Consider the following 22,805-nt stretch of genomic DNA (forward strand, 5'->3'; position numbering starts at 1 on the left):
CTTTAAATATAAATAGGCTTTTATGTATAAAATCGATTTCAAGTCATTAACCATTTTTGGGTTGTTTTTTTTCTTTTCAAATCTTGCTTATTGTCAATTGACTAATTTTACATTAAATGTTACAAAAACTAATGAAACTTGCACAGCAAATGGAACTTTAAATTTTACTGTTGCTAATACTACGGCTGGTGCAACAATGGTTTATACGATTTACCAATTACCTAATTTGACCACTCCAATTTCAGTTCAAAACACTACAAGTTTTTCTGGTTTAGTTGCAGGAACTTATAGAGTAGTGGCTACCCAATCGTTAGGAAGTTTAACAAACAGCCAACAACAAGATATAACCATAGTAAATCAAATTGTATTATTAACGTATAGCTTAAGTGGAAACAATGAAATATGTGGTGCTGATGGTTCGATTACTGTAAATACTTTAACTGGTACAGCTGTTTCATATGAAATTTTTGCTGGACCTATTGTAAGACCTTTACAACCTTCAAATGTTTTTACAGGCTTGATTGCTGGTCAATATAGTGTTAGAGTATTTGATGCTTGTGGCGAAGGAGTTGTACAAACTTTTACAGTTCTGAATACTCCTGCTGATTTAGGAATTGCGGTTAGTAATACTATTGATATAATAAGTTGTACTTTAACAAAAATAACCATTTCAATACAAAATATACCTAATAGCGTTATAGTTTATCCATTACAAATTACAATATCAGTAAATCCACCAAGTGGTGGTGCGCCAATTGTTTATAATCAGACCATTACATCAAGTAACAACTTACAAGTTATGCAGGATATAATTTTATATCCTAACCAATATTATACATATAATATTAGTGTTTTAGATGGATGTGGAAATACTTATATTAGAAATGGAGTTGAAGTAAATTCGTCTACTGTTCCATTACTTACTTTTGAAAACTTACTTTGTAATAATCGCAATATCGTAATAATAAATGCTGTAAGTGCCGTTTTAATTAATGGTCCGTCAGGATTACCTTATGTTTTACCTTATACTTTGACAGCTAATTCAGTAGGGTATTTTGTTTTATTTACTTCTTTACCAGGAACTTATACATTCACTACAGTTGATAAGTGTGGTGTAATACGAAATCAAGTTATTACTTTGGCAGATGATAATGGATTTATCTTTGTTAGCCCAGCTGTAGGATGTTCTTCAGGTTTAGCTAATTTATTAGCAGGTGTAAATTTGCAAACAGCAATTTTAATTCAAGCACCTACTTCTTATCCAGCTACGTTACCATTAAATTTAACAAGTTCTATTTCAAATGGGTCTTTTACCATGGTTGATATTCCTCTAGGGATCTATATTTTTAATTTAACAGATGCCTGTGGAAATACATCCAATGTAACTGTTAATGCAAATGTTGGTCACATTCAAAATATTGATATAGATATTATAGAAAATTGTGGGTCATTTGATATTTATTTAAATCACACAACAAATAGTAGTATTAATAATGTTAATTTTTATTGGCTCCAACAATATAACCCAGTTACAAATCAATGGTTTAATCCATCTAATGGAGTTGTTTATACAGGCGGAGTATTATTTAGCAATAACGCAATACCATTAATAAACCAAGCAACAAACTATAATTTTGCATTTTTAGGACATTTTAGAATTTTAACTAGCTTTTCTTCTGCAACTTCTTGTATAAATGTATTACATGAATTTGATTATGACGGTCTACCCAAAATAAACGATGTGTATTCTTTTTTGTGTAACAATGGAACCTATGATGTTTTTGTTGATGCTATTGGTTTGCAACCTCTTATTTACCGAATTACTCAAAAAAACGGTTTGCCTTTTAGTATACAAAATGGAAATTCGAGTGTGTTTTTGGGTTTGCCAGCTGCGGTTTACAACTTTCAAGTGGAAGATGCTTGCGGTAATATTTTAAATAGTTTGTTTGAAGTGCCTCGACCTTTTAATTTTGCAATAACACCTGTAGGTTTTTGTAATGGTCAACCAGGTTCATTAACCCTACCAAATTTTTCAATTTTTCAATACGAATGGTGGAAAGACAACGCCACAACAACTATATTGAGTACTACCAATACTTTAGAATTTCCAACTTTCAATTCTGTTACTGATGTTGGCGTTTATCATGTAAGAGTGCGTTACACCGGCAATCCTAATTCATGTATTGATTTTACTTTAGATTATACCATTTCTGCGAATGCATTTAGCCCAAATGCTGGACAAAATAATGCAATTACTTATTGTGGAAATCCAAATAACATCGATTTATTTTCTTTGATATTAGGAAGTTATGATACAGGAGGTACTTGGCAAGAAATTTCAACAAGTGGAATGCTTACAAATAATATTTGGAATGCTACCAATGTACCTTCGGGTATTTATAATTTCAAATATAAAGTTATAGGATTGTGTAATACTTTTGATGAAGCTACTATTACAATAACAATTAAATCGTTGCCTTCTACACCAATAGCTTCTGTAGACCCCATAGTTTGTGATTCTAATACTTTAAATTTATTTGCTACTTTTATTCCAAATAGTACCTATAATTGGTCTGGACCAAACGGATTTTCTTCAACTGATCAAAACCCAACAATTAATTCCATTTCAAATTTAATGAGTGGAACCTATACTGTTAATGTAATTCAAGATGGTTGTGTTTCTGGTTCATCTTCTGTCAACGTTTTGGTAAACCCATTGCCAAATTTTGCTATTGAATCTGCTTGTTTAAGTTTAAATTTTGTTTTGACAGCAACTCCTATTCAGAACTCCTTTGAATCATCTTCAGTTTCTTATAATTGGACTGGTCCAAATGGATTTTCGGCTATTGGAAATCCAATTCAAATTACAGGAGGAGAGAGAGGACTGTATTATGCAACTATTACAGACGCAAACGGATGTTCTGCTACTCAATCTATTGACGTTCAGGCTACCTTTTGTGAGATTCCAAATGTTATTTCACCCAATAATGACGGCTTTAATGATTCTCTTGATTTGATAGGTTTAGATGTAGTTAATTTGCAAATTTTCAGCCGATGGGGAAGGTTGGTTTATGAAAAAGCAAATTATTTAGATGAATGGTATGGTCAAAACAATAACGGTGGTGACTTGCCTGACGCAACTTATTTTTATTTTGCACAATTAAGAACTGGAGAAACTAAGCGTGGCTGGATTCTTGTTTTCAGATAGTTGTTTTTCTTATTTTAGAATCTAATCTTGATTGTTTCACTTTGTTAAGGAAGTTAGATGAATTTCATTTGAAGTGTCGCCTTTTAGAGTGAAAAGCAGGAAAATAGTTTCAAAAAATGCACAAAACTTTCGCTTCAAAAAAATCTAATATCTAATGTCTAATATCTAATATCAAAAATGTATATTTGCGTTTATTTTAATTTGAAGAATGGATAAGAAGACGGAAGAATTTTACATTCGGCTGAAGGAAGAATTGGGAAATACTTCTGAGTGGCCAACTGAATACCTTTACAAATTTATTGTGCCAACTGATGCTAAAAAAATTGAGGAAGTTGAAAATGCTTTTGACAATATGGGCGCAGTAATAAAAACACATCAATCTAAAGCAGGAAAATATACGAGTGTTTCTATCAATGTAATGATGGAATCGCCAGCAGATGTGGTTGAAAAATACATAGAAGTTTCTTCGATTGAAGGAATAATTTCATTTTAATATGGTACCAAAATATATAAAAGAAAATGCTAACGATGTGGTATTCAATTTAGAATACAATGCAGAGCGTTCGCATTTAATCATTCCAGAGTATGGTCGTCATTTGCAAAAATTGATTGACTTGGCTGTGGCAATTGAAGACAAAACAGAACGTAATAAAGCGGCAAAATACATCATTCAAGTGATGGGAAGTTTGAATCCGCATTTGCGTGATGTTCCAGATTTTCAGCACAAATTGTGGGATCAGATTTTTATTATGTCCGATTTTAAATTGGATGTAGATTCACCTTATCCAATTCCGACGCGTGATGTAATCAATTTGAAACCAGAGCGTTTGGCGTATCCACAGAAGAATCCGAAGTATCGTTTTTATGGTAATAATATCAAATACATGATAGAAGTTGCCAACAAATGGGAAGAAGGAGAAATGAAAAGTGCGTTGGTAAAAGTAATTGCCAATCACATGAAAAAATCGTATTTGAGTTGGAATAAAGATACTGTAACTGATGCCGTAATTTTCGAACATCTTTTCGAATTATCTGATGGAAGAATCAATCTAACAGGAAGCGAAGAAGAACTTTCGACTACAAATGATTTGATTAGAACTAACAAAAAGGTTTCAAACAAATCACAATTGCAACAAAAAAACATGAAAATTCAAGGGTTCAAAAAACCAATTCCAGGTAAAAAACCTTTTGTAAAAAATAATAATAATCCAAAATAAATGCGAGTTACGAGTTGCGAGTTACGAGTTTTTTGAAACCCGAAACCCGAAACTTTTTAACCCGAAACTGATAAACTATGGGAACTTTTCAAATTGAAGGAGGCATTAGACTAAAAGGTGATGTTACACCACAAGGAGCAAAAAATGAAGCATTGCAAGTTTTATGTCCTGCTTTATTAACATCAGAAAAAGTACGAGTTACAAACATTCCTGATATCATTGATGTCAATAAATTAATTACATTATTAGGAAATTTAGGAGTTAAAATCCAAAAAAATGGTCCTGGAGATTATACTTTTCAAGCCGACGAAGTAAATGTTGACTACTTAAAAACAGAAGCGTTCAAGAAAGAAGGTGGAAGTTTGAGAGGTTCTATTATGATTGTTGGTCCGCTTTTAGCTCGTTTTGGTTGTGGTTATATTCCAAAACCAGGAGGCGATAAAATTGGAAGAAGAAGATTAGATACCCACTTTGAAGGATTCATCAATCTTGGTGCAAAATTCCGTTATGAAAGAGAAGACCATTTTTATGGTGTAGAAGTTGATGGAAAACTAAAAGGTGCCTACATGTTGTTAGATGAAGCTTCGGTAACAGGAACTGCCAATATTGTTATGGCTGCTGTTTTAGCTGAAGGAACAACAACTATTTACAATGCTGCTTGCGAACCTTATTTGCAACAGTTGTGTAAAATGTTGAACTCTATGGGTGCAAACATTAAAGGTGTTGGTTCAAATTTATTAGTTATTGAAGGAGTTGATTCACTTGGTGGATGCGAACACAGAATTCTTCCTGATATGATTGAAATTGGTTCTTGGATTGGTCTTGCGGCTATGACAAGAAGTGAAATTACAATTAAAAATGTATCTTGGGATAACTTAGGTGTGATTCCGAGTGTGTTTAGAAAATTAGGAATTACTCTTGAAAGAAGAGGCGACGATATTTATATTCCTACACATGAAACTTACGAAGTAAAAACCGATATTGATGGTTCTATTTTGACTATTGCCGATGCGCCATGGCCAGGATTTACACCAGATTTATTGAGTATTGTTTTAGTAGTTGCAACTCAAGCAAATGGTGATGTGTTGATTCATCAAAAAATGTTTGAAAGTCGTTTGTTCTTTGTGGATAAATTGATTGATATGGGTGCTAAAATTATGTTATGTGATCCGCACAGAGCTGTGGTTATGGGACATAATTTCAAATCGCAATTGAAAGCAACAGTTATGAGTTCGCCAGATATTAGAGCAGGAATTTCATTATTAATTGCTGCACTTTCTGCTAAAGGAACTTCGACTATTCAAAATATTGAGCAAATTGATAGAGGTTACGAAAGAATTGACGAACGATTGAGGGCACTTGGTGCAAATATCGTGAGAGTTTAATTTTATGAGGTTTTTAAGTTTACTTGTTTTTTTACTATTAGTTTCTTGTAAAACAACTTACAGAACTGTTTCAATAAATTCAATTTCTCAAAATGAGATTCAAAGAGTTTATGATTTTGGTAAACGAATGTTAGAAACTTGTAAAACACGAAAATTTATTCAATTAAGTCAAAAAGAGGTGACCGAAAGTTTATCAAAACTTTCTTTAGAAGAAATGCAACACGCTTGTGATGTGCTTGATGAAAGAAATGGAAAGTTTATTGACATGAAACTTATCGAAATTATTGATGATAGCTTCGGTTCAAACACGAAAATTTACAGATATAAAGCTAATTTTGAAAGAAATGAATTTCTAAATGAAGTTAGGATTTGGGTAAAACCAGACGGAAAATTTGCCGGAATTATTTGGAAAGAATGGAAAGACGAATATATACCTTATAAATAATCTAATCCCAATCTGCTAATGTAGATTGGGATTTTTAATTAAATCCTATGGAAACCTATATCATCATACTTCTTTGTATTGCCTCATTTTTCGCAGGATTTGTCGATGCTATTGTTGGCGGTGGCGGATTGATTCAAACTCCAGTAGCATTGATTTTATTGCCCAATATTGCAGTTTCTTCCATTATTGGGTCATTGAAAATTCCAGCTTTTAGCGGAACTTCGTTCGCAGCACGACAATATTTGAAGAAAGTAACTATGAATTGGAAATTGCTAATAATCATGGCAATTGTAGCATTTATTTCGGCATTTTTGGGCTCAACGCTTTTGACTTATGTCAGTAATGATTTTATGAAACCGTTGCTTTTCGTCGTTTTGATTTTAATAGCGATTTACACTTTCTTGAAAAAGAATTTTGGTAGCCATCAAGCAAAGAATTTATCAGAAAGCGATTTGCTTTTTTATGGAATATTGATGAGTATCGTAATTGGTTTCTACGATGGATTCATTGGTCCAGGAACAGGAAGTTTTTTAGTTCTCGGATTTGTAGCCATTCTTGGTTTCGATTTTCTTCATGCTTCTGCCAATGCTAAAATGGTGAATTTGGCAACCAATTTTGGTTCGATTTGTCTTTTCGTATTAAAAGGTAAAATTATATGGGCAATTGCAATTCCAATGGCGGTCTGTAATGCACTTGGTGGTTTTATTGGAGCAAAATTGGCAATCAAAAAAGGAAATGGATTTATTAGAATCTTCTTTTTGATTATTGTGATTGGAACACTGATTAGATTTGGATATGATGTTTTTATAAAATAAAAAAACCAATTTCATCATAGCTTTCAGACAAAATTGGATTTTTTAGCTTGTGATTATTTTAACCAACCTTTTGAAATACATTTTTTAGAATACCAAATTAAAAGTATTCCAATCAAAGGGATTAATAATGTAAATGTAATTTCTGCACCGGTAAACTCTGAAATTTTAAATCTCATAAAGGCATCGATGTTTTGTATTATAATTCCTAAAAATGATACTAAAAATAAGGTGTTAGCTAATTTTTTTCTAAGAAGTAATACTATACAACCTAATGCACCAGCAAAAACAGCAATTGCAAAAGCGGCTGTTGACCAAACTGGAGTGGCATCAATTAATGCTAATTTTTCAGCAGATAATCCAGCTCTTACACTTTCAGATTTATATGCCATTAAAATGTACTGATTTACACCCATTAAATTCCATAGTAATGCAATAATTGAAATTGCCCAAAATGAAGCACTTGGTTTTGAATTTGTTGTATTCATTGGTTTAGTTTTATTGGTTAGATAAAGCTAATGTAATAATTTTTTTTATTCAAACTCAGAGTAAACTTCTTTATTATCTATTGAAATTTGTGTTATATGTTTGCAAGTTGTTCCGAAAGGCGCTAATGGTGTCCAGCTTTTGGCATAGTTTAAAGTGACTTTTTTTCCAACAAAATCCCTTTTGGATTTATCTAATTCAAACCCATTTTCTAAACCTCGATTGATATAATAGGTGGTTTCCTCATTTTCTAATTCAAAAACTAAGTCTTTTGCGCCACCTTCAGAAACCGATTTGATAATTCCTGTAATTTCGATGCTGTTTTCTTTTGATGTATCTATTGGTTTTAGACCAATAATTAAAATGGTCAATAGAACTAAGACAATAAATAATAGTATTTTTTTCATTCATTTAGTTTTAAATTAAACGAAAAACCTATTAAAATATTATTCAACAATATTCAAGAATTTTAGACCAAAAATAACTGCATCGCCTTGATAACCATTTTGATAAGAACGAACGTAATCTACACGAAACATTCTGAATTTTCCGAAACCTAAATTATCTAAACCAATAGTAAATTCTTGATAAGGTTTTCTGTCTGGAACTGATAAGTTATGAAATCCTAAAACCAACTGCGAACCTAATTTATTTAACAACGGAATTTTATTCATAATATATCCTTTGTCATTGTGTTCTGCATGGAATTCTAAAAAGCTATCATTTGTACTTGCTGTATAATATGGTAAGTTATTAAAAACATTGGTATAACCATCTCCACCAGTTATGTGTGTTTGATTTCCATTAAAGTGTTTGTAATCAACAAAAGCTATGTTTTCTGCATTGAAGAACTTACCAGCTTTTAAATTTAACTTCATGTCACCTTTATTTCCAACAGATAAATCGTGTGTAATTCTTCCGCTAAGGAAATCATATTCATATTTCTTTTCTGAAGCCGAAAATCCTTTTTCATAACCAAAATACAATGTTGGTGACTTTTCATTTCCAATGTTAAACTTTCCATCTGGTCTAGTCCAATATTTTTGTCCGAATTTAATTCTCGTGTTTACAGAAGCTTTCATCAGGTTGTATTTCTCAAAAGCTGGTGTTACAAAATCAAATGGCTCCAACGGATTATTTGAAGTATAAATATCGGATGATTTAACAGAACTTTGATCACTAGTGTTCCACAAAGGTTTTCTTTCAGAATATTCTAAACCTACATTTAAGTTTAATCCATTAACTACTTCACGTCCAAAATTGGCTGAAACAAAATTCTTTTCATATAATTTCATAAAGTTGTTTTTGAAAAATAAGCTACTAATTGAATTAATATTATTTGAAATTGGATTACTCGAATTGAATTGATTTACAGCACTTCCTCCAGATATATTTATGTAACTATCGTTGGTGTTATTAAACTTATGATAAAACATTCCAGTAGCACGCAATTGATTTTCTGAAAAACCATAGTCTAATTTTGTAGCTATTCTTGTAAAACTTCTTTTTTCTTCGTCTCTTTTATTGAATGAAAATCCAATTTGAGTTTTCCATCCTTGAACGGTGTTGAAAGTAGTTGAAAGTAATGGTCCATCATAATTTAAAGACCATTTTTTAAAGGAATTAGAATAGCTGTAACCAAAAATGATATCGGTAAATTTAAATTTGTTTCTTTTTCCATCAATTGAATCTAGATATTTTTCTGATTTCTTTTTAGTTTGAAGAATATCTTTTTTAGTATAATCGGTACTTTCTTCAACAGTTAATGGAACTGGACGAATGGTTTCCCAAAAAGCATCTTCTTTTTTATTAGCGTTTTCTTCAAATTTCAGCACTTCAGCTGTAAAGGTTTTCTTTTCAAATTTTTCTGGGAATTCAAAATTGGAGAAAACATGAGTAAAAGTTCCGTTGATGTTTATGCCTAACATTCCAGCTTCAAAGTCAATGGTTTGGGTGTTTTTTGTCCAGATTTTAGTTTTTGTATTGAAACTATAATTTTGTTTTAAAGTTAATTTATTCAAAGCAGGATTTTGCATTTGACTGCCGGTTATAGATAAATCAACAGCATAAATGGCATACGATTCGTCTACTATATATATGTATCCTTCCATTGCTGGTTCCGACATTCTTTTGGGTGTAACCTTAATTTTATTAATCACTTTATTGTTTTCATCAGCAAAGGAACCTTCAAATTTATATTTGTAGTAATTAAAAGAGTTATCTGCAATTGGAGAAATTACTTTCACATCAAAATCTAAATAATTTTCATAGAAGTCAAAGTTGGCTTGTTCTGCATTGTTGAAACTAAATCCGTTATCATTTCCGCTTACTTTTGATGCAATAATAGTCTCTTTTAATTTGTCTGGTTTTTGAAAAGTAATTTTTGAAACGGTTTCAGATAAATATAAAATTCCACTTCTTGTTGAATCTATAACTTCATCAAAGAAATCTAATTTTTGTCCAAGTATTGTTTTAGGTAAATTTTTAACTCTAAAAATTCCTCTTGAATAGAAATCGGCATTGTATTTCTCAGTGAGTTTTGAGTTTTCCTTACGATTGGCAATAGCGTTTTTAATAATCTCAATGGCAGGATTTACATTTGGATTAATTACAACCTCATTAAGTTTAATTTCTTCTTCCACCAAAGTGACATCAACAGTTTGAGCAGTTTTTTTAGTTTCAACTACTTTCTTTTCAGTTTTATAGCCAAGGTATTGATATAGTATAACATAAGTGCCTTCTACTTTTAGATTCAACTCATATTTACCTTGTTCATTAGAAGTAGTACTTATGTAGGTGTCTTTTACATATATATTAACAAAAGACATTGGCTTTCCATTAGAATCAGTAACAGTACCTTTAATCTGCGAAAAGCTTACGATTGAAAACAATAGGAATAGGATAGAGGTGATTTTTTTCATTTGTAGGTTTTTTATATTATAGACGATTATTAATGTGAAAAGGTTGCATGAATTTCAAAAATCAATTTCAAAAGACATTTTTAAGTTTTTTTAAATTTCTCAAATTTGGGTTGCTAAAAAATAGTTCTTATTTTAATAAAAACGACTGCAAAGCTAATTCATAACTCTTCAATCCAAAACCAATAATAATTCCCTTTGCATTTGGTGAGATAAAAGATTGATGTCTAAAAGTTTCTCTCGAAAAGGTATTAGAAATATGAACTTCTATTGTTGGTGAAGTTATTGCTTTTACAGCATCGCCAATTCCTATTGAAGTATGTGTGTAAGCTGCTGCATTCAAAATTATGCCATCATAGGAAAAACCAACCTCTTGGATTTTATTTATCAATTCGCCTTCAATGTTACTTTGATAATAACTTAAATCAATAGAAGGATATTTAGATTTTAATTGATTGAAATACGATTCAAAAGTTTCATTTCCATAAACTTCGGGTTCTCTTTTTCCTAAGAGATTTAGATTTGGACCGTTGATGATGATAATCTTCATATAAATAGGTTTATGTAAAAGTAAAAAAAACGCTCATATAAATAAGCGGTTTTAGAAAAGTTTATGATTAAAATTAAGTTAATTTTCCGAGTAGTCCTGGCATTTGTTTTCCTTTGAGTTCATAAAAAGCTTTTAACCATAGAGGAAAAAGCATTGGGACAATAATAAATGAAAGTTTATTGAATTCCCATGCTGTTTTAAAATCAAAATGAATAAAGTGCATTACGGCTCTTGTTAAACCACAAGCGTAACATTCAATTCCAGCTAACATTTTAGATAAACATATACTTTGTCCTTTGTCAAAAAAGTCTTTTGGCAGAAGAAATAGTACGAATGGTGCTAAGATGGTAATCCATACCCTTGTGAAAAAAATAACCTTTTTTACCATAGTATTTATAAGGTTTTGTCGTACGACCCGTCTTTAGGCTTTAAGTCACCAGTAATTATTCTGATAAAATCAATTAAAGCCCAAATACCACATCCTCCAAGTGTTAATAGTTGAACAATTCCTTGCCAAGTATATCCAAGATAAAATCTGTGAATACCAAGTCCGCCAATTAAACCACAAAGGATTAAGGCAATAAGTTGACTTTTACTACCAGCAGCAGCAGCAGGAGAAGTAACTTCTTCTTTTTGTTTTTCAACAACAACAGTTGTGTTACTAGTAGTTTTTTGTTCTACTGGAAATGAAGCATAAGCGGCTGAAAATGACAACATGAAAACTGTCAAAATTCCAAAAAGCATTTTTAATTTCATAAATAAATTTTTAAGATTAATATTAGATAGCTAATTTATCAAAAAAATTTTTAAATAAAAAAAAATTTTTAAATTTAATTTAATCATTTATAAAATTATATTTGTGATATAAAATCAAAAAATAATAATATGCGAAAATTTATTTTGTTTTCTTGTCTTTTTTTATACACATTAACTTACTCGCAAAATTCTGATTATGAGTTTTATGGAGGATTAAAATTAAACGGAAAAGATGATCAAATAGTTACTTACAGACTGGTTTTTTCTGAATCTAAGGGTGTTATAAAAGGATATTCAATAAGTGACATAGGTGGAGAACATGAAACAAAAAATTCTATATCGGGTACTTATAATAAAAAATCAACAACTTTAATTTTTAAAGAGGATGATATTATATACACAAAATCGAAAATGAAAAAAAGTTCTTTTTGTTATGTGAATTTTAATGGGAAAGTTAATATCAATGCAAATAATCCAAAAATAAATGATGATTTTGTTGGTCTTTATTTAAATAAATCAAAATGTATTGTTGGAAAAATTCAAGTAGTTGGTATAAAAAAGATTCAAAAACTTGTTAATAAAGTAAATAATAAAATTCAGAAATCTAACAAAGTTGATGAAAAAACTAAAATGGATGTTGATCCAGTGAAAGTTTTAGATACAATAAAAATGAATGTTCTTAGGAACTCTCAAAATTTGTATGTGTACACTAAAGATACAAAAGTAAGTTTTGAAGTTAGGGATTTAGGTGTAGAAGATGGTGATATGATAAATGTTTATGTAAATAAAAAGTTAGTTTTAGAAAACTATATTGTAAAATATAAACCTAAAATTATTGAAATTGAAATTGGTGAAGGAATTACAAGTATTGAAGTTGAAGCCTTAAATGAAGGTGAAGTTGCTCCTAATACTGCTGATTTAATAATTAAAGATTCAAAAAATGAATTAAAAACATTAGCTAAATTAAAGAATGGTCAAAAAACATCAATTTTTATAGAAAAACAATAATTGCTATAATTTAGAGATTACTCGAGCAACTTAATTTGGGTTTATACTACTTTATTAGTTTTAAAAAAGGTAACCCAGTGATGCTTGAGCCACACTATTCTTTACATCGGCATCACGTTTAGGTTCTGTTAACCCTAATCCATATCGTGCTTGAACAAAGAAGTGTTTTCCCAATTTGTAACTTAATCCACCTGCAACAGCAAAGTCAAAGGTATTTGAATCATCGGCTTTAACTTCGTTTCTTTCACTTAACAAAAAGGAAGCTTGCGGACCAATCTCCATGCTTAAATTGTCAGTAAGATAGAATTTAGCCAATACTGGAATTGAAATATAACCCAATTCATTCTTAAATTCATCATTAAGATTCTTTAGACTTGCGCCTTGAGTAGAATAAAATAGCTCTGGCTGCAATGAGAAATTCTTAAAAATCTTTAATTCAACAAGTAATCCTGCGTGAAAATTAGTAATAGCATCGGTATTTACATCTGTGCCAGTATAATTAGCATAGTTTATTCCTGCTTTAAGTCCAAGTCTTGCGAAGGATGTTTCTTGGGCAATACTTTTTGAACCAAAAAGTAGTATGATTACTACTAATACGACGTTTTTTTTGAGTTTTAGCATAAAAAAAGTAGGGTTTTAAAATGAGACATGATTTTAGTTATTAACGAAATTGTTTATAAGTTATTGTGTGTCAAAACCTTTTGCTGTTGAAATTGTTAATAACTCTGTTGATAACTCTAAATGTTAATATAAATGAATAAAAAGAGAATAGGTTTAACTTTGCCCTATTAATTTTAAACAAAATAAAACATGAAAAAAATTATTTTAACAGTAGCTGCAGTATTCGCTTTCGGATTTGCTAACGCTCAAGACAAAAAAGAATCTTCTGAAGGTTTTTCTAAAGGTGATGTATTTGTAACAGGTGCATTTTCTCTTGGAAGTACTAACAACAAAAACAATGACGAAAAAACTAGTTCTTTCGAAATTGCTCCTCAAGTAAACTATTTCGTAACTGAAAACATCTCAGTTGGTCTTAAAGTTGGATTCGCTTCTGACAAAGCTGACGTTAATGGTGTTGATACTCAAGATGATTCATCTGTATCTTTCGGTTTAGCAGGTAGATATTACTTTACTCCAGCTTCTAAATTCTCTTTATTTGGAGAACTTGGTGCTGAGTATGTTTCTACAACTGATAACTTATCAACTCCAGAATTTAAAGTAAATGGATTTGGTGCTGGTTTAGGTTTAGGTATGAACTATTTCGTATCTTCTAACTTCTCTATCGAAGCTGGTGTTGCTGTTTTGAACTTTGCTTCTGCAAAAGCTGACGTAACTGGTGCTAAGAATGTTACAGCATTTTCTTTTGGTGGAGACTGGAGAGCAGTATCTTTCGGAGTTAACTACAAATTCTAATCTAAACATTAGATTAAAATATTTAAAACCTCACTTCGGTGAGGTTTTTTTTTATTCTGAACTAGTTTCAGAATCTTTCCAATTTCAGAATTTTTCCAATATATTTGAATAATGAATTGGAAAACCTTTATTAAAAGCTATCAGTCGTATTTAAAAATTGAAAGAGGATTGTCAAAAAATACTATTGACAATTATACTTTTGACATAGAGCGACTTTGTTTTTTTTTAGAACAAAATGCAATCGCTGTTTCTCCAATCAAAATATCAGAAGAAACCATTCAACAATTTATTTATACAATTTCAAAAGAAGTTAATGCTCGCTCTCAAGCAAGAATAATTTCTGGTTTAAAGAGTTTCTTTTCCTATCTTATATTTGAAGATTATCGCTCTGACAATCCAATGGAGTTAATTGAAGCTCCAAGATTAGGTAGAAAGCTTCCAGATACTTTATCTATTCAAGATATTGACGCACTTATAGAGGCAATTGATTTATCTAAACCAGAAGGTGAAAGAAACAGAGCAATGCTTGAAACACTATATGGTTGTGGGTTGAGAGTTTCCGAATTAGTTAATCTTAAAATTTCTGATTTATTTTTTGACGAAGGTTTCATTAAAATAACTGGAAAGGGAAATAAACAACGATTTGTTCCTATCAGTACAGTTACACAAAAGTTTATTTTACTTTACAAAGATCTTGTAAGAAATCACCTTATTATAAACAAAGGTCATGAAGATACTTTGTTTCTCAATAGAAGAGGAAGACAACTTACAAGAGCTATGGTTTTTACGATTATTAAAGATTTAGCCGTCAAGATTAATCTTAATAAATCAATAAGTCCACATACTTTTAGACACTCTTTTGCAACTCATTTACTCGAGAATGGTGCCGATTTGCGTGCCATTCAGCTTATGCTTGGTCATGAATCAATAACTACTACTGAGATTTATGTACATCTAGACAGAAAGCATTTAACTCAAATTATGAACTCCTTTCACCCAAGGAAATAAATGTTAATTTTCTAACTTGTAGAAATCTTTCTACGCTTCATTTTAAATTTTAGAAATAATAATATTTTCCTTTGCATTGTAAATGGATACAATTTTGAAAGGACTTTATATTGACGATCAAACAATTAGCGAAATTAGAAATCATTTTGCGGTTTCAGTATCAGGAATTGGTATTTGGGATTGGGATTTGGTTACTAACCATGTTTATTATTCTCCAGAATCATTATTGATTCTTGAAATGGATGAAATGAACTCCTATATTTCTACACCAGAAGAATGGGATGAAAAAGTGCATCCAGATGATAGAGAATTTTATTTTGGAAATATTAAAAAGCATTTTGAAAACGAAATTCCATACTACGAAACTTGTCATCGTGTTTTATGTAATGGTAAATATAAATGGATTCTCGATAGAGGGAAGGTTATATCTAGAGATGAACAAGGTAATCCACTCAGAATTATTGGTACTCATACTGATATTTCTTCACAAAAAGAAAAAGAGCAAAATCTTATTGAGACTTTAGATTTAGTCAATAATCAAAAAAATAAATTATTAAACTTTGCTTACATAGTTTCTCATAATTTAAAAAATCATGCCGGAAATCTTTCTACTTTGCTGAAGTTAAATGAGAATGGAATGTTTGAGAAAGAGGAATTTTTGTCTTATGTTAAGACAGTTTCTGATGAATTGACTAATTCTATTAGCAATCTTTCGGATTTAGTAAAAGTGCAAAATAATCAGAAGATTAATAAGGAGCATTTAAATCTTAAGGTGCACTTAAAAAAAGTCTTTAATATTCTTATGGAGGATATTCATCGCTCTAAAGTAGATGTCATTGATTTGGTTCCTAAAGATGAAACAATATTTTTTAATTCCGCTTACCTTGAAAGTATCTTACTCAATCTAACTGCAAATGCAATAAAATATGCCTCTGCAGAAAGGAAGCTAAAGATTACTTATTCTCTTGATTTTGTTGATGGATATAAAGTTTTGTCGATTGAAGATAATGGTATTGGAATTGATTTAGAGAAATTTAAGGAGCATCTTTTTGGTTTATATAAAACATTTCATACGAATAAAAATTCAAGCGGTATTGGACTTTATATTACTAAAAACCAATTAGAGGTAATGGAAGGTAAAATTGAAGTTGAAAGTATAGTCAACCAAGGTTCCGTTTTTAGAGTTTACTTTAAAAACTAATTTAATTTTTATTAGGTAAATACTTGTTAAAAATTAAAATTATTGACAAAAAGTGCATTTAGTCGAAAAAAAATGCATTTAATCGATATTAATTTTTATATTTGTTTTAAGTTTTATGAATTGGTCTATTCAATTTAGAAGATTTATTAGCCCCAAACCTACTAAACATTATGAAAGAAAATTCAATTTCCAATGATTTTTTATTGGAAGAAAAAGTTAATTTTTTCAAACAAATATTAAATCAAATACCAGATTTAATATTTCAGTTAACTATTTCTCCAAACGATGAATTTAATTTTACCTATCTTAATAAGAATATTTTGTCTTATTTTGAATTAAATAAATTCGAATTAAAATCCAATCCTATTGATGTTATTAGCAATAAAGTTCATCCAGAAGATAGAGATGTATTTTTCAAATCACTAAATTATTCTAAAGAAAATCTTGAACCGTGGAATTGCGAATTTCGTATTATTTCCAAAAATAAAAAGATTTCATGGTTTAAAGTTGATGCAAATGTTGCTAAAGATATTGATAAGAATACTATATTTTATAGTACATTAATAGATATTACTGATATTAAAGAACGTGAAATTAAAGTTCAAGAATCAGAAACAAGATATCAATTTGCTCTTGAAGCTTCAGAAAAAGGAATTTGGGATTATAATATTACTACTGGAAATGTTTTCTTCTCAAAAGAATCATTAGATATACTTCAATTAGATGAATTTGACAATATCAATACTAATTCAAAGTGGGATGATCGAATTCATCCGAATGATTTAAATGATTATTTAGAAAGTATTCAATCTCATAAAGAAAATAAAACACCTTTTTTTGAAAATACCAAAAGAGTTTTAGCTAAAGATGGTACCTACAAGTGGGTTTTAAGTAGAGGTAAAATCATTGAAAGAGACAAAAATGGAGATGCTGTTAGAATAATTGGAACACATAGTGATGTTAGTCATAACAAGCAAAAAGAAAATGAATTATTAGGTAATTTAGACATTATCGTTGAACAAAATAACAGATTGCTGAACTTTGCACATATTGTTTCTCATAATTTAAGATCACATACTGGAAATTTTAAAATGTTATTGAATATTTTAGATGAATCAAATGATAAGGAAAGCAAAGAGGAGTGTTTATCCTATTTAAAAACAACGTCAAATGCACTTTCGGAGACAATTGACCATTTAAAGGAATTGGTTGATATTCACAATACTATCATTCATAAGAAAGAAGATTTGAATCTTAATGTTTATTTAAATCAAACACTTGAAGTTTTAAGCAAAGAGATAAAAGATAATAAAGTAAAAATTGTTAATAAGATTGGTGAAAAAGATACTATAAAGTTTAATCCAGCATATTTAGAAAGTTTATTTTTAAACTTTACAACCAATGCTATAAAATACTCACATCCTGAGCGTCATCCAGAGATAAGTTATTCATCTTCAGTAGAAAAAGGAAAATTAGTTTTGGTTATTGAAGATAATGGTTTAGGAATAAACTTAGCTAAGCATGGTGAAAAGTTGTTTGGAATGTATAAGACATTTCACAAGAATGAAAACGCAAGAGGAATTGGTTTGTTTATTACAAAAAACCAAATAGAATCAATGGGTGGAAGTATAGAGGTTGAAAGTAAAGTAAATGTTGGAACCACTTTTAAAATAAATTTTAATGAAGAAATTTAATACTATTTTTGTTGTAGATGATGATATGGTTTATCATTTTATTATAAAAAAGTTATTTTCTAAATGCAATATTGATGTTGATACAAAATATTTTTTCAATGGTCTCGAAGCTATTGATGAATTAAAAGATAAAGTAGAAACAGATAATATTCCTGATTTAATTCTATTAGATATTAATATGCCAGTTTACGATGGATGGCAGTTTTTAGAAGAGTTTAAAAAAATTAAGCAAAAACTTACGAAAGAAATTACAGTTTATTTGGTGAGTTCTTCCAATGATGTTACAGATTTAAATAAGTCGAAAGAATATCAAGATGAGGTTAAAAAGTACTATTACAAACCTATGACTCAAGAAGATTTTGAAACTATATTCGCATAAAAAAAGGTATCCAAACGGATACCTTTTTTTTGTTTTATATTTATTAACTTACCTTATTTAGCAATATTAACTGCACGAGTTTCTCTAATTACAGTAATTTTTACTTGACCAGGATAAGTCATTTCTGTTTGAATTTTTTGTGATATTTCAAATGATAGATTCGACGCCATGTCGTCACTAACTTTTTCACTTTCAACAATAACACGTAGTTCACGTCCGGCTTGAATAGCGTAGGCATTTTTAACACCATTAAATCCAAAAGCAATTTCTTCTAAGTCTTTCAAACGTTGAATGTAAGAATCCAATACTTGACGACGTGCTCCCGGTCTTGCACCAGAAATAGCATCACAAACTTGAATGATTGGTGAAATTAGATATTTCATTTCAATTTCATCGTGGTGAGCACCGATTGCGTTGCAAACTTCTTCTTTTTCACCAAATTTTTCAGCCCATTGCATACCAAGTAATGCGTGAGGTAAATCACTTTCTGCATCTGGTACTTTACCAATATCGTGAAGTAAACCAGCACGTTTAGCTAATTTTACATTCAATCCTAATTCTGCTGCCATGATACCACATAGTTTGGCAACTTCTCTCGAGTGTTGTAATAAATTTTGACCATAAGAAGAACGGTATTTCATTCTACCAACAATCTTAATCAATTCAGGATGTAATCCATGAATTCCTAAATCAATAACGGTACGTTTTCCAACTTCAATGATTTCATCATCAATTTGTTTAGTTGTTTTAGCAACAACCTCTTCAATTCTAGCTGGGTGAATACGTCCGTCAGTAACAAGTTTGTGTAAAGACAAACGAGCAATTTCTCTTCTAACTGGGTCAAAACAAGAAAGGATGATTGCTTCTGGAGTATCATCAACAATGATTTCTACACCAGTTGCAGCTTCTAAAGCTCTAATGTTTCTACCTTCACGACCAATAATTCTTCCTTTTACATCATCAGATTCAATGTTGAAAACAGATACACAATTTTCTACTGCTTCTTCTGTTCCTACACGTTGAATTGTGTTGATGATTACTTTTTTAGCTTCTTGAGCAGCTGTAAGTTTGGCTTCTTCAATAGTTTCTTGAATGTGCGCCATTGCTTTAGTTTTAGCTTCAGCTTTCAAGCTTTCTACTAATTGTTCTTTTGCATCGTCAGCAGAAAGTCCTGAAATTACTTCCAATTGTTCTACTTGACTTTTGTGCATTTTCTCTACTTCTTGATACTTTTTATCAAGCATTTCTATTTTAGAGTTGTATTCAAGAGTTTTGGTTTCATAATCGTCGTTCACTTTCTTAGCTTTAGCTAATTCACTTGAAACTTGCGATTCTTTATCACGAATTCTCTTTTCAACTTCAGCCATTTTTTTATCTTTCGATAAAATTTCCTTTTCGTGTTCCGATTTTAATTCAAGAAATTTCTCTTTAGCTTGTAATAATTTGTCTTTCTTGATGTTTTCTGCTTCTTGGTTGGCATCTTTCAAAATAGAAGATGCTTCTTTTTTTGCGTTTTTTATAAGGTTAGAAACATTGCTTTTTTCGAGCATTTTTGCTATTGCAAAACCTCCAGCTATTCCAACGACTACGCCGATAATTATAGATACTATGTCCATGGTTGTGTAAAAAATTTATATATAAAAAAAACCTACATTAATTGCTTGTATAAACTCGTAAGGACAAGTTTTGAGTTAACTCGCTGTTCAAGTTTCCCAACTTAATGGGCTTACTATAGTAGCGACGATTTACTCATTTTAATTTGTTAGTGTTGAGTTTACCAAAAATGAACTAATGTAGGCAGTATTTTTAGTTTATTTAAAAGAACGTTTTTTCTTGTAACTTATTATTTATTAAGATAGTCGTCTAAAAGGCTATTTAGGTTTGTTAATCGTTCAATTGATTCTGTTCCATCTATAGCATTATCCACTTTTTTCTGTTCCAACTGTGATGCAAATTGTAATGCACACATAGCTAAAACATCTTGCTTATCTCTTACAGCATAATTCTCTTCAAATTGCTTTATCATTAAATCTATCTTTTTAGAAGCACTTCTCATGGCTTCTTCTTGCTGCATACTTACCGTTAACGGATAAACTCTGTCTGCAATTGATATTTTAATTTTAAGCTTTTCATCCATAGTTTTAATCTGCAAGTTGCGCTATACAATAATCAATTTCGCGAATTAATGAATTTATTTTAAGCTTCGTATCTCTTTTATAATCTTCACTGCCTAGTAACGAATTAGTCATTTTTAATGATTCAAATTCTTTTTTTAACGACTCATACGCCAAAGTTTGATTTTGATTTGATTGTACAGAAATCTTTATTTCTCGTTGCAACGCTTGATTTTTTTCTTCTAAATCGTTTATCTTTTTAAACAATTTTTGAATTTTATTCTCAAGAGTATCAATTATTTCTGCAATTTCACTCATCTATGACACAATTCATTACTTAATCTTACAAATTTATAATTCCTAATCTATTAAAGCAATATTTTTCGTTAAAAATTAAATTTATTTTTTTATTAACTTCTAATATTTTGTAAAATAGTTAGTTATAAATCTGTTTGTGGTATTTTTTTTGTAATTATAAAGTTTTTTATACTTTAGCAGAAAACCCATATAGAATGAAATACATCCCATTGATTTTGTTATTTTCGATTTTTTCGCATTCCCAAAATGAGTATCCGAAAGATTATTTTAGATCACCTTTAGATATTCCATTACAGTTATCTGGAAATTTTGGAGAATTGCGTCCAAATCACTTTCATGCCGGATTTGATTTTAAAACCAATCAGAAAGAGGGTTTAAATGTTTATGCCGTTGCTGATGGTTATATTTCTAGAATCAAAGTTTCAACTGCTGGATATGGCAAAGCAATTTACATAACACATCCAAATGGTTATACTTCTGTTTACGGACATTTACAAAAAGCTGTCGGAACTATTCAAGATAAGATTATTGCAATGCAATATGCTGAAAAGAGTTATGAAATTGAAGCTTTTTTTAAACCTGGCGAACTTGTAGTGAAGAAAGGTGACATCATTGCACTATCCGGAAATACTGGCGGTTCAGAAGGGCCACATTTGCATTTTGAGTTCAGAGATAACAAAACAGAGAAAATTATAAATCCGTTGTTTTTTGGAATACAAACTCAAGACACTAAAAATCCAATTGTTTCGAGTCTTATGGTTTATCCTTTAGATAATTCAGCAGTAGTAAATGAATCTAAAAGACCAGTTCTTCTTAATTTGTCTCTTCAATCTGATGGAACCTATTTGTCGCAACAAGTTTTTGCAAGTGGTAAAATTGGATTTGGAATTAGTGCAACAGACAATGATAATGTCTCATACAATGCAAATGGTATATACAAAGCTCAATTAATTTCAAATGGGAAGGTCATTTTTGGATATGAATTTGATACCATGGTTTTTGATGAAGCTAAATATATTAATGCTTTTATCGACTATGCTAGATATAAGAAGATGCATCAAAGAGTGCAAAAACTTTTTATGAAAAATCCATTTCCTTGGAGTAATATTTATCAAAATTATGAAAATGGAATATTAGATATTGTACCAAATACTTTAGAAATTCAACGTATTGAAGTGTCTGATTTCTTTAAAAACAAAACTATTATTTCGATTCCGGTAAAATATTCAGCAAAGCCAGCTCTTATTAAAGAAGATGTAAAAGTGACAAAGTATTTGGTAAAGTCTAAAGTTGAATCCAATTTTGAAAAGGATAATTTTTCTGTTTATTTTCCAGCAGGAACATTTTATGAAGATTTCTATCTAAATTTTGATGTAAGAAATAACACGCTTTTCCTTCATGATGATTCCGTTCCAGCACATACCAATTTTACAATTTCTATAGAAGACACAAAATCGTCAGAGGAAGAAAAGAAAAAAATGTTTATTGCATCAGTAAACGGAACTAAATTAGGATACATCACAACAAAACTAGTAGATAATACGTTTACTTGTAAAACAAGAAATTTGGGACAATTCACATTAGCAAAAGACATAACTGCTCCAAAAATCAGTATGGCAAAAAGCATTGAAGGTAAATGGATTACAAATCAAAAAAGCATAAATGTAACGATTTCTGATGATTTGTCTGGTGTTAAAACCTACAATGGCTACATTAACGATAAATGGGTTTTATTTGAATATGAATCAAAATTAAAGCGATTGACTCACGTTTTTAATGATGATTTGTTACAAGAAGGAGCTAATAAATTGAAAGTAGTTGTTACCGATAATGTTGGAAATTCTTCTATCTTTGAAACTCAATTTAACAGAAGTCAAAAAAAATAATATCACT

Annotated in this window: 23 protein-coding genes; 13 read left to right on the top strand and 10 right to left on the bottom strand. The window is 30.2% G+C overall.

The annotated features are described in order from the left end of the window. Window positions 1-22: 22 nt before the first annotated feature. The 6 genes from ACIQ06_RS04200 (at window position 23) to ACIQ06_RS04225 (ending at window position 7,070) form a co-directional block, all read left to right on the top strand. On the top strand, window positions 23-3,208 hold the full coding sequence (locus ACIQ06_RS04200; protein ID WP_396144028.1) for a gliding motility-associated C-terminal domain-containing protein: 3,186 nt from the start codon (window positions 23-25) through the stop codon (window positions 3,206-3,208). Window positions 3,209-3,416: 208 nt separating this feature from the next. Then, window positions 3,417-3,701, top strand: a complete 285-nt coding sequence (locus tag ACIQ06_RS04205) for a DUF493 family protein (protein ID WP_298306661.1) — start codon at window positions 3,417-3,419, stop codon at window positions 3,699-3,701. A 1-nt stretch (window position 3,702) separates the two neighbouring features. Then, the gene (locus ACIQ06_RS04210; protein ID WP_396144029.1) at window positions 3,703-4,425 is read left to right on the top strand and encodes a DUF4290 domain-containing protein; all 723 of its coding nucleotides are present in this window, start codon (window positions 3,703-3,705) and stop codon (window positions 4,423-4,425) included. 77 nt (window positions 4,426-4,502) lie between these two features. Next, window positions 4,503-5,810: a UDP-N-acetylglucosamine 1-carboxyvinyltransferase gene (murA, locus tag ACIQ06_RS04215; protein WP_298304188.1), complete on the top strand. Its 1,308-nt coding sequence runs from the start codon at window positions 4,503-4,505 to the stop codon at window positions 5,808-5,810. Window positions 5,811-5,814: 4 nt separating this feature from the next. Further along, window positions 5,815-6,255: a hypothetical protein gene (locus ACIQ06_RS04220; protein ID WP_396144030.1), complete on the top strand. Its 441-nt coding sequence runs from the start codon at window positions 5,815-5,817 to the stop codon at window positions 6,253-6,255. Window positions 6,256-6,302: 47 nt separating this feature from the next. Further along, the gene (locus tag ACIQ06_RS04225; RefSeq protein WP_396144032.1) at window positions 6,303-7,070 is read left to right on the top strand and encodes a sulfite exporter TauE/SafE family protein; all 768 of its coding nucleotides are present in this window, start codon (window positions 6,303-6,305) and stop codon (window positions 7,068-7,070) included. Between the two features lie 53 nt (window positions 7,071-7,123). On the opposite strand, the gene ACIQ06_RS04230 is transcribed toward ACIQ06_RS04225, so the two are convergent. The 6 genes from ACIQ06_RS04230 to ACIQ06_RS04255 all read right to left on the bottom strand — a co-directional run bounded on the left by ACIQ06_RS04230 (window position 7,124) and on the right by ACIQ06_RS04255 (window position 11,777). Next, on the bottom strand, window positions 7,124-7,555 hold the full coding sequence (locus ACIQ06_RS04230; protein ID WP_396144033.1) for a hypothetical protein: 432 nt from the start codon (window positions 7,553-7,555) through the stop codon (window positions 7,124-7,126). Between the two features lie 45 nt (window positions 7,556-7,600). Then, entirely contained in the window at window positions 7,601-7,960 is a 360-nt protein-coding gene (locus ACIQ06_RS04235; protein ID WP_396144034.1) for a hypothetical protein, read from the bottom strand. 39 nt (window positions 7,961-7,999) lie between these two features. Further along, window positions 8,000-10,474, bottom strand: a complete 2,475-nt coding sequence (locus ACIQ06_RS04240) for a DUF5686 and carboxypeptidase regulatory-like domain-containing protein (protein WP_396144035.1) — start codon at window positions 10,472-10,474, stop codon at window positions 8,000-8,002. A gap of 127 nt (window positions 10,475-10,601) precedes the next feature. After that, window positions 10,602-11,021 carry a type II 3-dehydroquinate dehydratase gene (aroQ, locus tag ACIQ06_RS04245; RefSeq protein WP_396144036.1) on the bottom strand — a complete coding sequence of 140 codons (420 nt, stop codon included), beginning with the start codon at window positions 11,019-11,021 and terminating at the stop codon, window positions 10,602-10,604. A 73-nt stretch (window positions 11,022-11,094) separates the two neighbouring features. Next, window positions 11,095-11,409, bottom strand: a complete 315-nt coding sequence (locus ACIQ06_RS04250; RefSeq protein ID WP_396144037.1) for a DUF2752 domain-containing protein — start codon at window positions 11,407-11,409, stop codon at window positions 11,095-11,097. 5 nt (window positions 11,410-11,414) lie between these two features. Further along, window positions 11,415-11,777, bottom strand: a complete 363-nt coding sequence (locus tag ACIQ06_RS04255) for a TM2 domain-containing protein (protein WP_396144038.1) — start codon at window positions 11,775-11,777, stop codon at window positions 11,415-11,417. 129 nt (window positions 11,778-11,906) lie between these two features. Between ACIQ06_RS04255 and ACIQ06_RS04260 the strand changes: the two genes are divergently transcribed. Beyond that, window positions 11,907-12,785, top strand: coding sequence for a hypothetical protein (locus tag ACIQ06_RS04260; protein WP_396144039.1), 879 nt, complete (start codon window positions 11,907-11,909; stop codon window positions 12,783-12,785). 60 nt (window positions 12,786-12,845) lie between these two features. On the opposite strand, the gene ACIQ06_RS04265 is transcribed toward ACIQ06_RS04260, so the two are convergent. After that, window positions 12,846-13,406: a porin family protein gene (locus ACIQ06_RS04265; protein WP_396144040.1), complete on the bottom strand. Its 561-nt coding sequence runs from the start codon at window positions 13,404-13,406 to the stop codon at window positions 12,846-12,848. A gap of 189 nt (window positions 13,407-13,595) precedes the next feature. On the opposite strand from ACIQ06_RS04265, the gene ACIQ06_RS04270 reads away from it, so the two are divergent. From ACIQ06_RS04270 to ACIQ06_RS04290, 5 genes are all read left to right on the top strand, one after another. Beyond that, window positions 13,596-14,198: an outer membrane beta-barrel protein gene (locus ACIQ06_RS04270; RefSeq protein ID WP_396144041.1), complete on the top strand. Its 603-nt coding sequence runs from the start codon at window positions 13,596-13,598 to the stop codon at window positions 14,196-14,198. A 111-nt stretch (window positions 14,199-14,309) separates the two neighbouring features. Beyond that, a complete protein-coding gene (xerD, locus tag ACIQ06_RS04275) occupies window positions 14,310-15,206 on the top strand; it encodes a site-specific tyrosine recombinase XerD (RefSeq protein WP_396144042.1) in 897 nt (298 codons plus the stop codon). 82 nt (window positions 15,207-15,288) lie between these two features. After that, window positions 15,289-16,407, top strand: a complete 1,119-nt coding sequence (locus tag ACIQ06_RS04280) for an ATP-binding protein (RefSeq protein WP_396144043.1) — start codon at window positions 15,289-15,291, stop codon at window positions 16,405-16,407. Between the two features lie 170 nt (window positions 16,408-16,577). After that, window positions 16,578-18,101, top strand: a complete 1,524-nt coding sequence (locus ACIQ06_RS04285) for a PAS domain-containing protein (protein ID WP_396144044.1) — start codon at window positions 16,578-16,580, stop codon at window positions 18,099-18,101. Then, window positions 18,088-18,480, top strand: a complete 393-nt coding sequence (locus ACIQ06_RS04290; protein ID WP_396144045.1) for a response regulator — start codon at window positions 18,088-18,090, stop codon at window positions 18,478-18,480. Before ACIQ06_RS04285 ends, ACIQ06_RS04290 begins: the two co-directional genes overlap by 14 nt. A gap of 53 nt (window positions 18,481-18,533) precedes the next feature. Here the strand turns inward: ACIQ06_RS04290 and rny are convergent, their stop codons facing one another. The 3 genes from rny to ACIQ06_RS04305 all read right to left on the bottom strand — a co-directional run bounded on the left by rny (window position 18,534) and on the right by ACIQ06_RS04305 (window position 20,912). Next, window positions 18,534-20,096, bottom strand: coding sequence for a ribonuclease Y (rny, locus tag ACIQ06_RS04295; RefSeq protein WP_396144046.1), 1,563 nt, complete (start codon window positions 20,094-20,096; stop codon window positions 18,534-18,536). Between the two features lie 227 nt (window positions 20,097-20,323). Further along, window positions 20,324-20,617, bottom strand: coding sequence for a cell division protein ZapA (locus tag ACIQ06_RS04300; RefSeq protein WP_396144126.1), 294 nt, complete (start codon window positions 20,615-20,617; stop codon window positions 20,324-20,326). 4 nt (window positions 20,618-20,621) lie between these two features. Further along, window positions 20,622-20,912, bottom strand: a complete 291-nt coding sequence (locus ACIQ06_RS04305) for a hypothetical protein (protein WP_298304146.1) — start codon at window positions 20,910-20,912, stop codon at window positions 20,622-20,624. A 194-nt stretch (window positions 20,913-21,106) separates the two neighbouring features. Here ACIQ06_RS04305 and ACIQ06_RS04310 point away from each other — a divergent pair, with 194 nt between their 5' ends. Further along, window positions 21,107-22,798, top strand: coding sequence for a M23 family metallopeptidase (locus ACIQ06_RS04310; RefSeq protein ID WP_396144047.1), 1,692 nt, complete (start codon window positions 21,107-21,109; stop codon window positions 22,796-22,798). Window positions 22,799-22,805: the final 7 nt, after the last annotated feature.

Source organism: Flavobacterium sp., from assembly GCF_044341265.1.
Taxonomy (GTDB): domain Bacteria; phylum Bacteroidota; class Bacteroidia; order Flavobacteriales; family Flavobacteriaceae; genus Flavobacterium.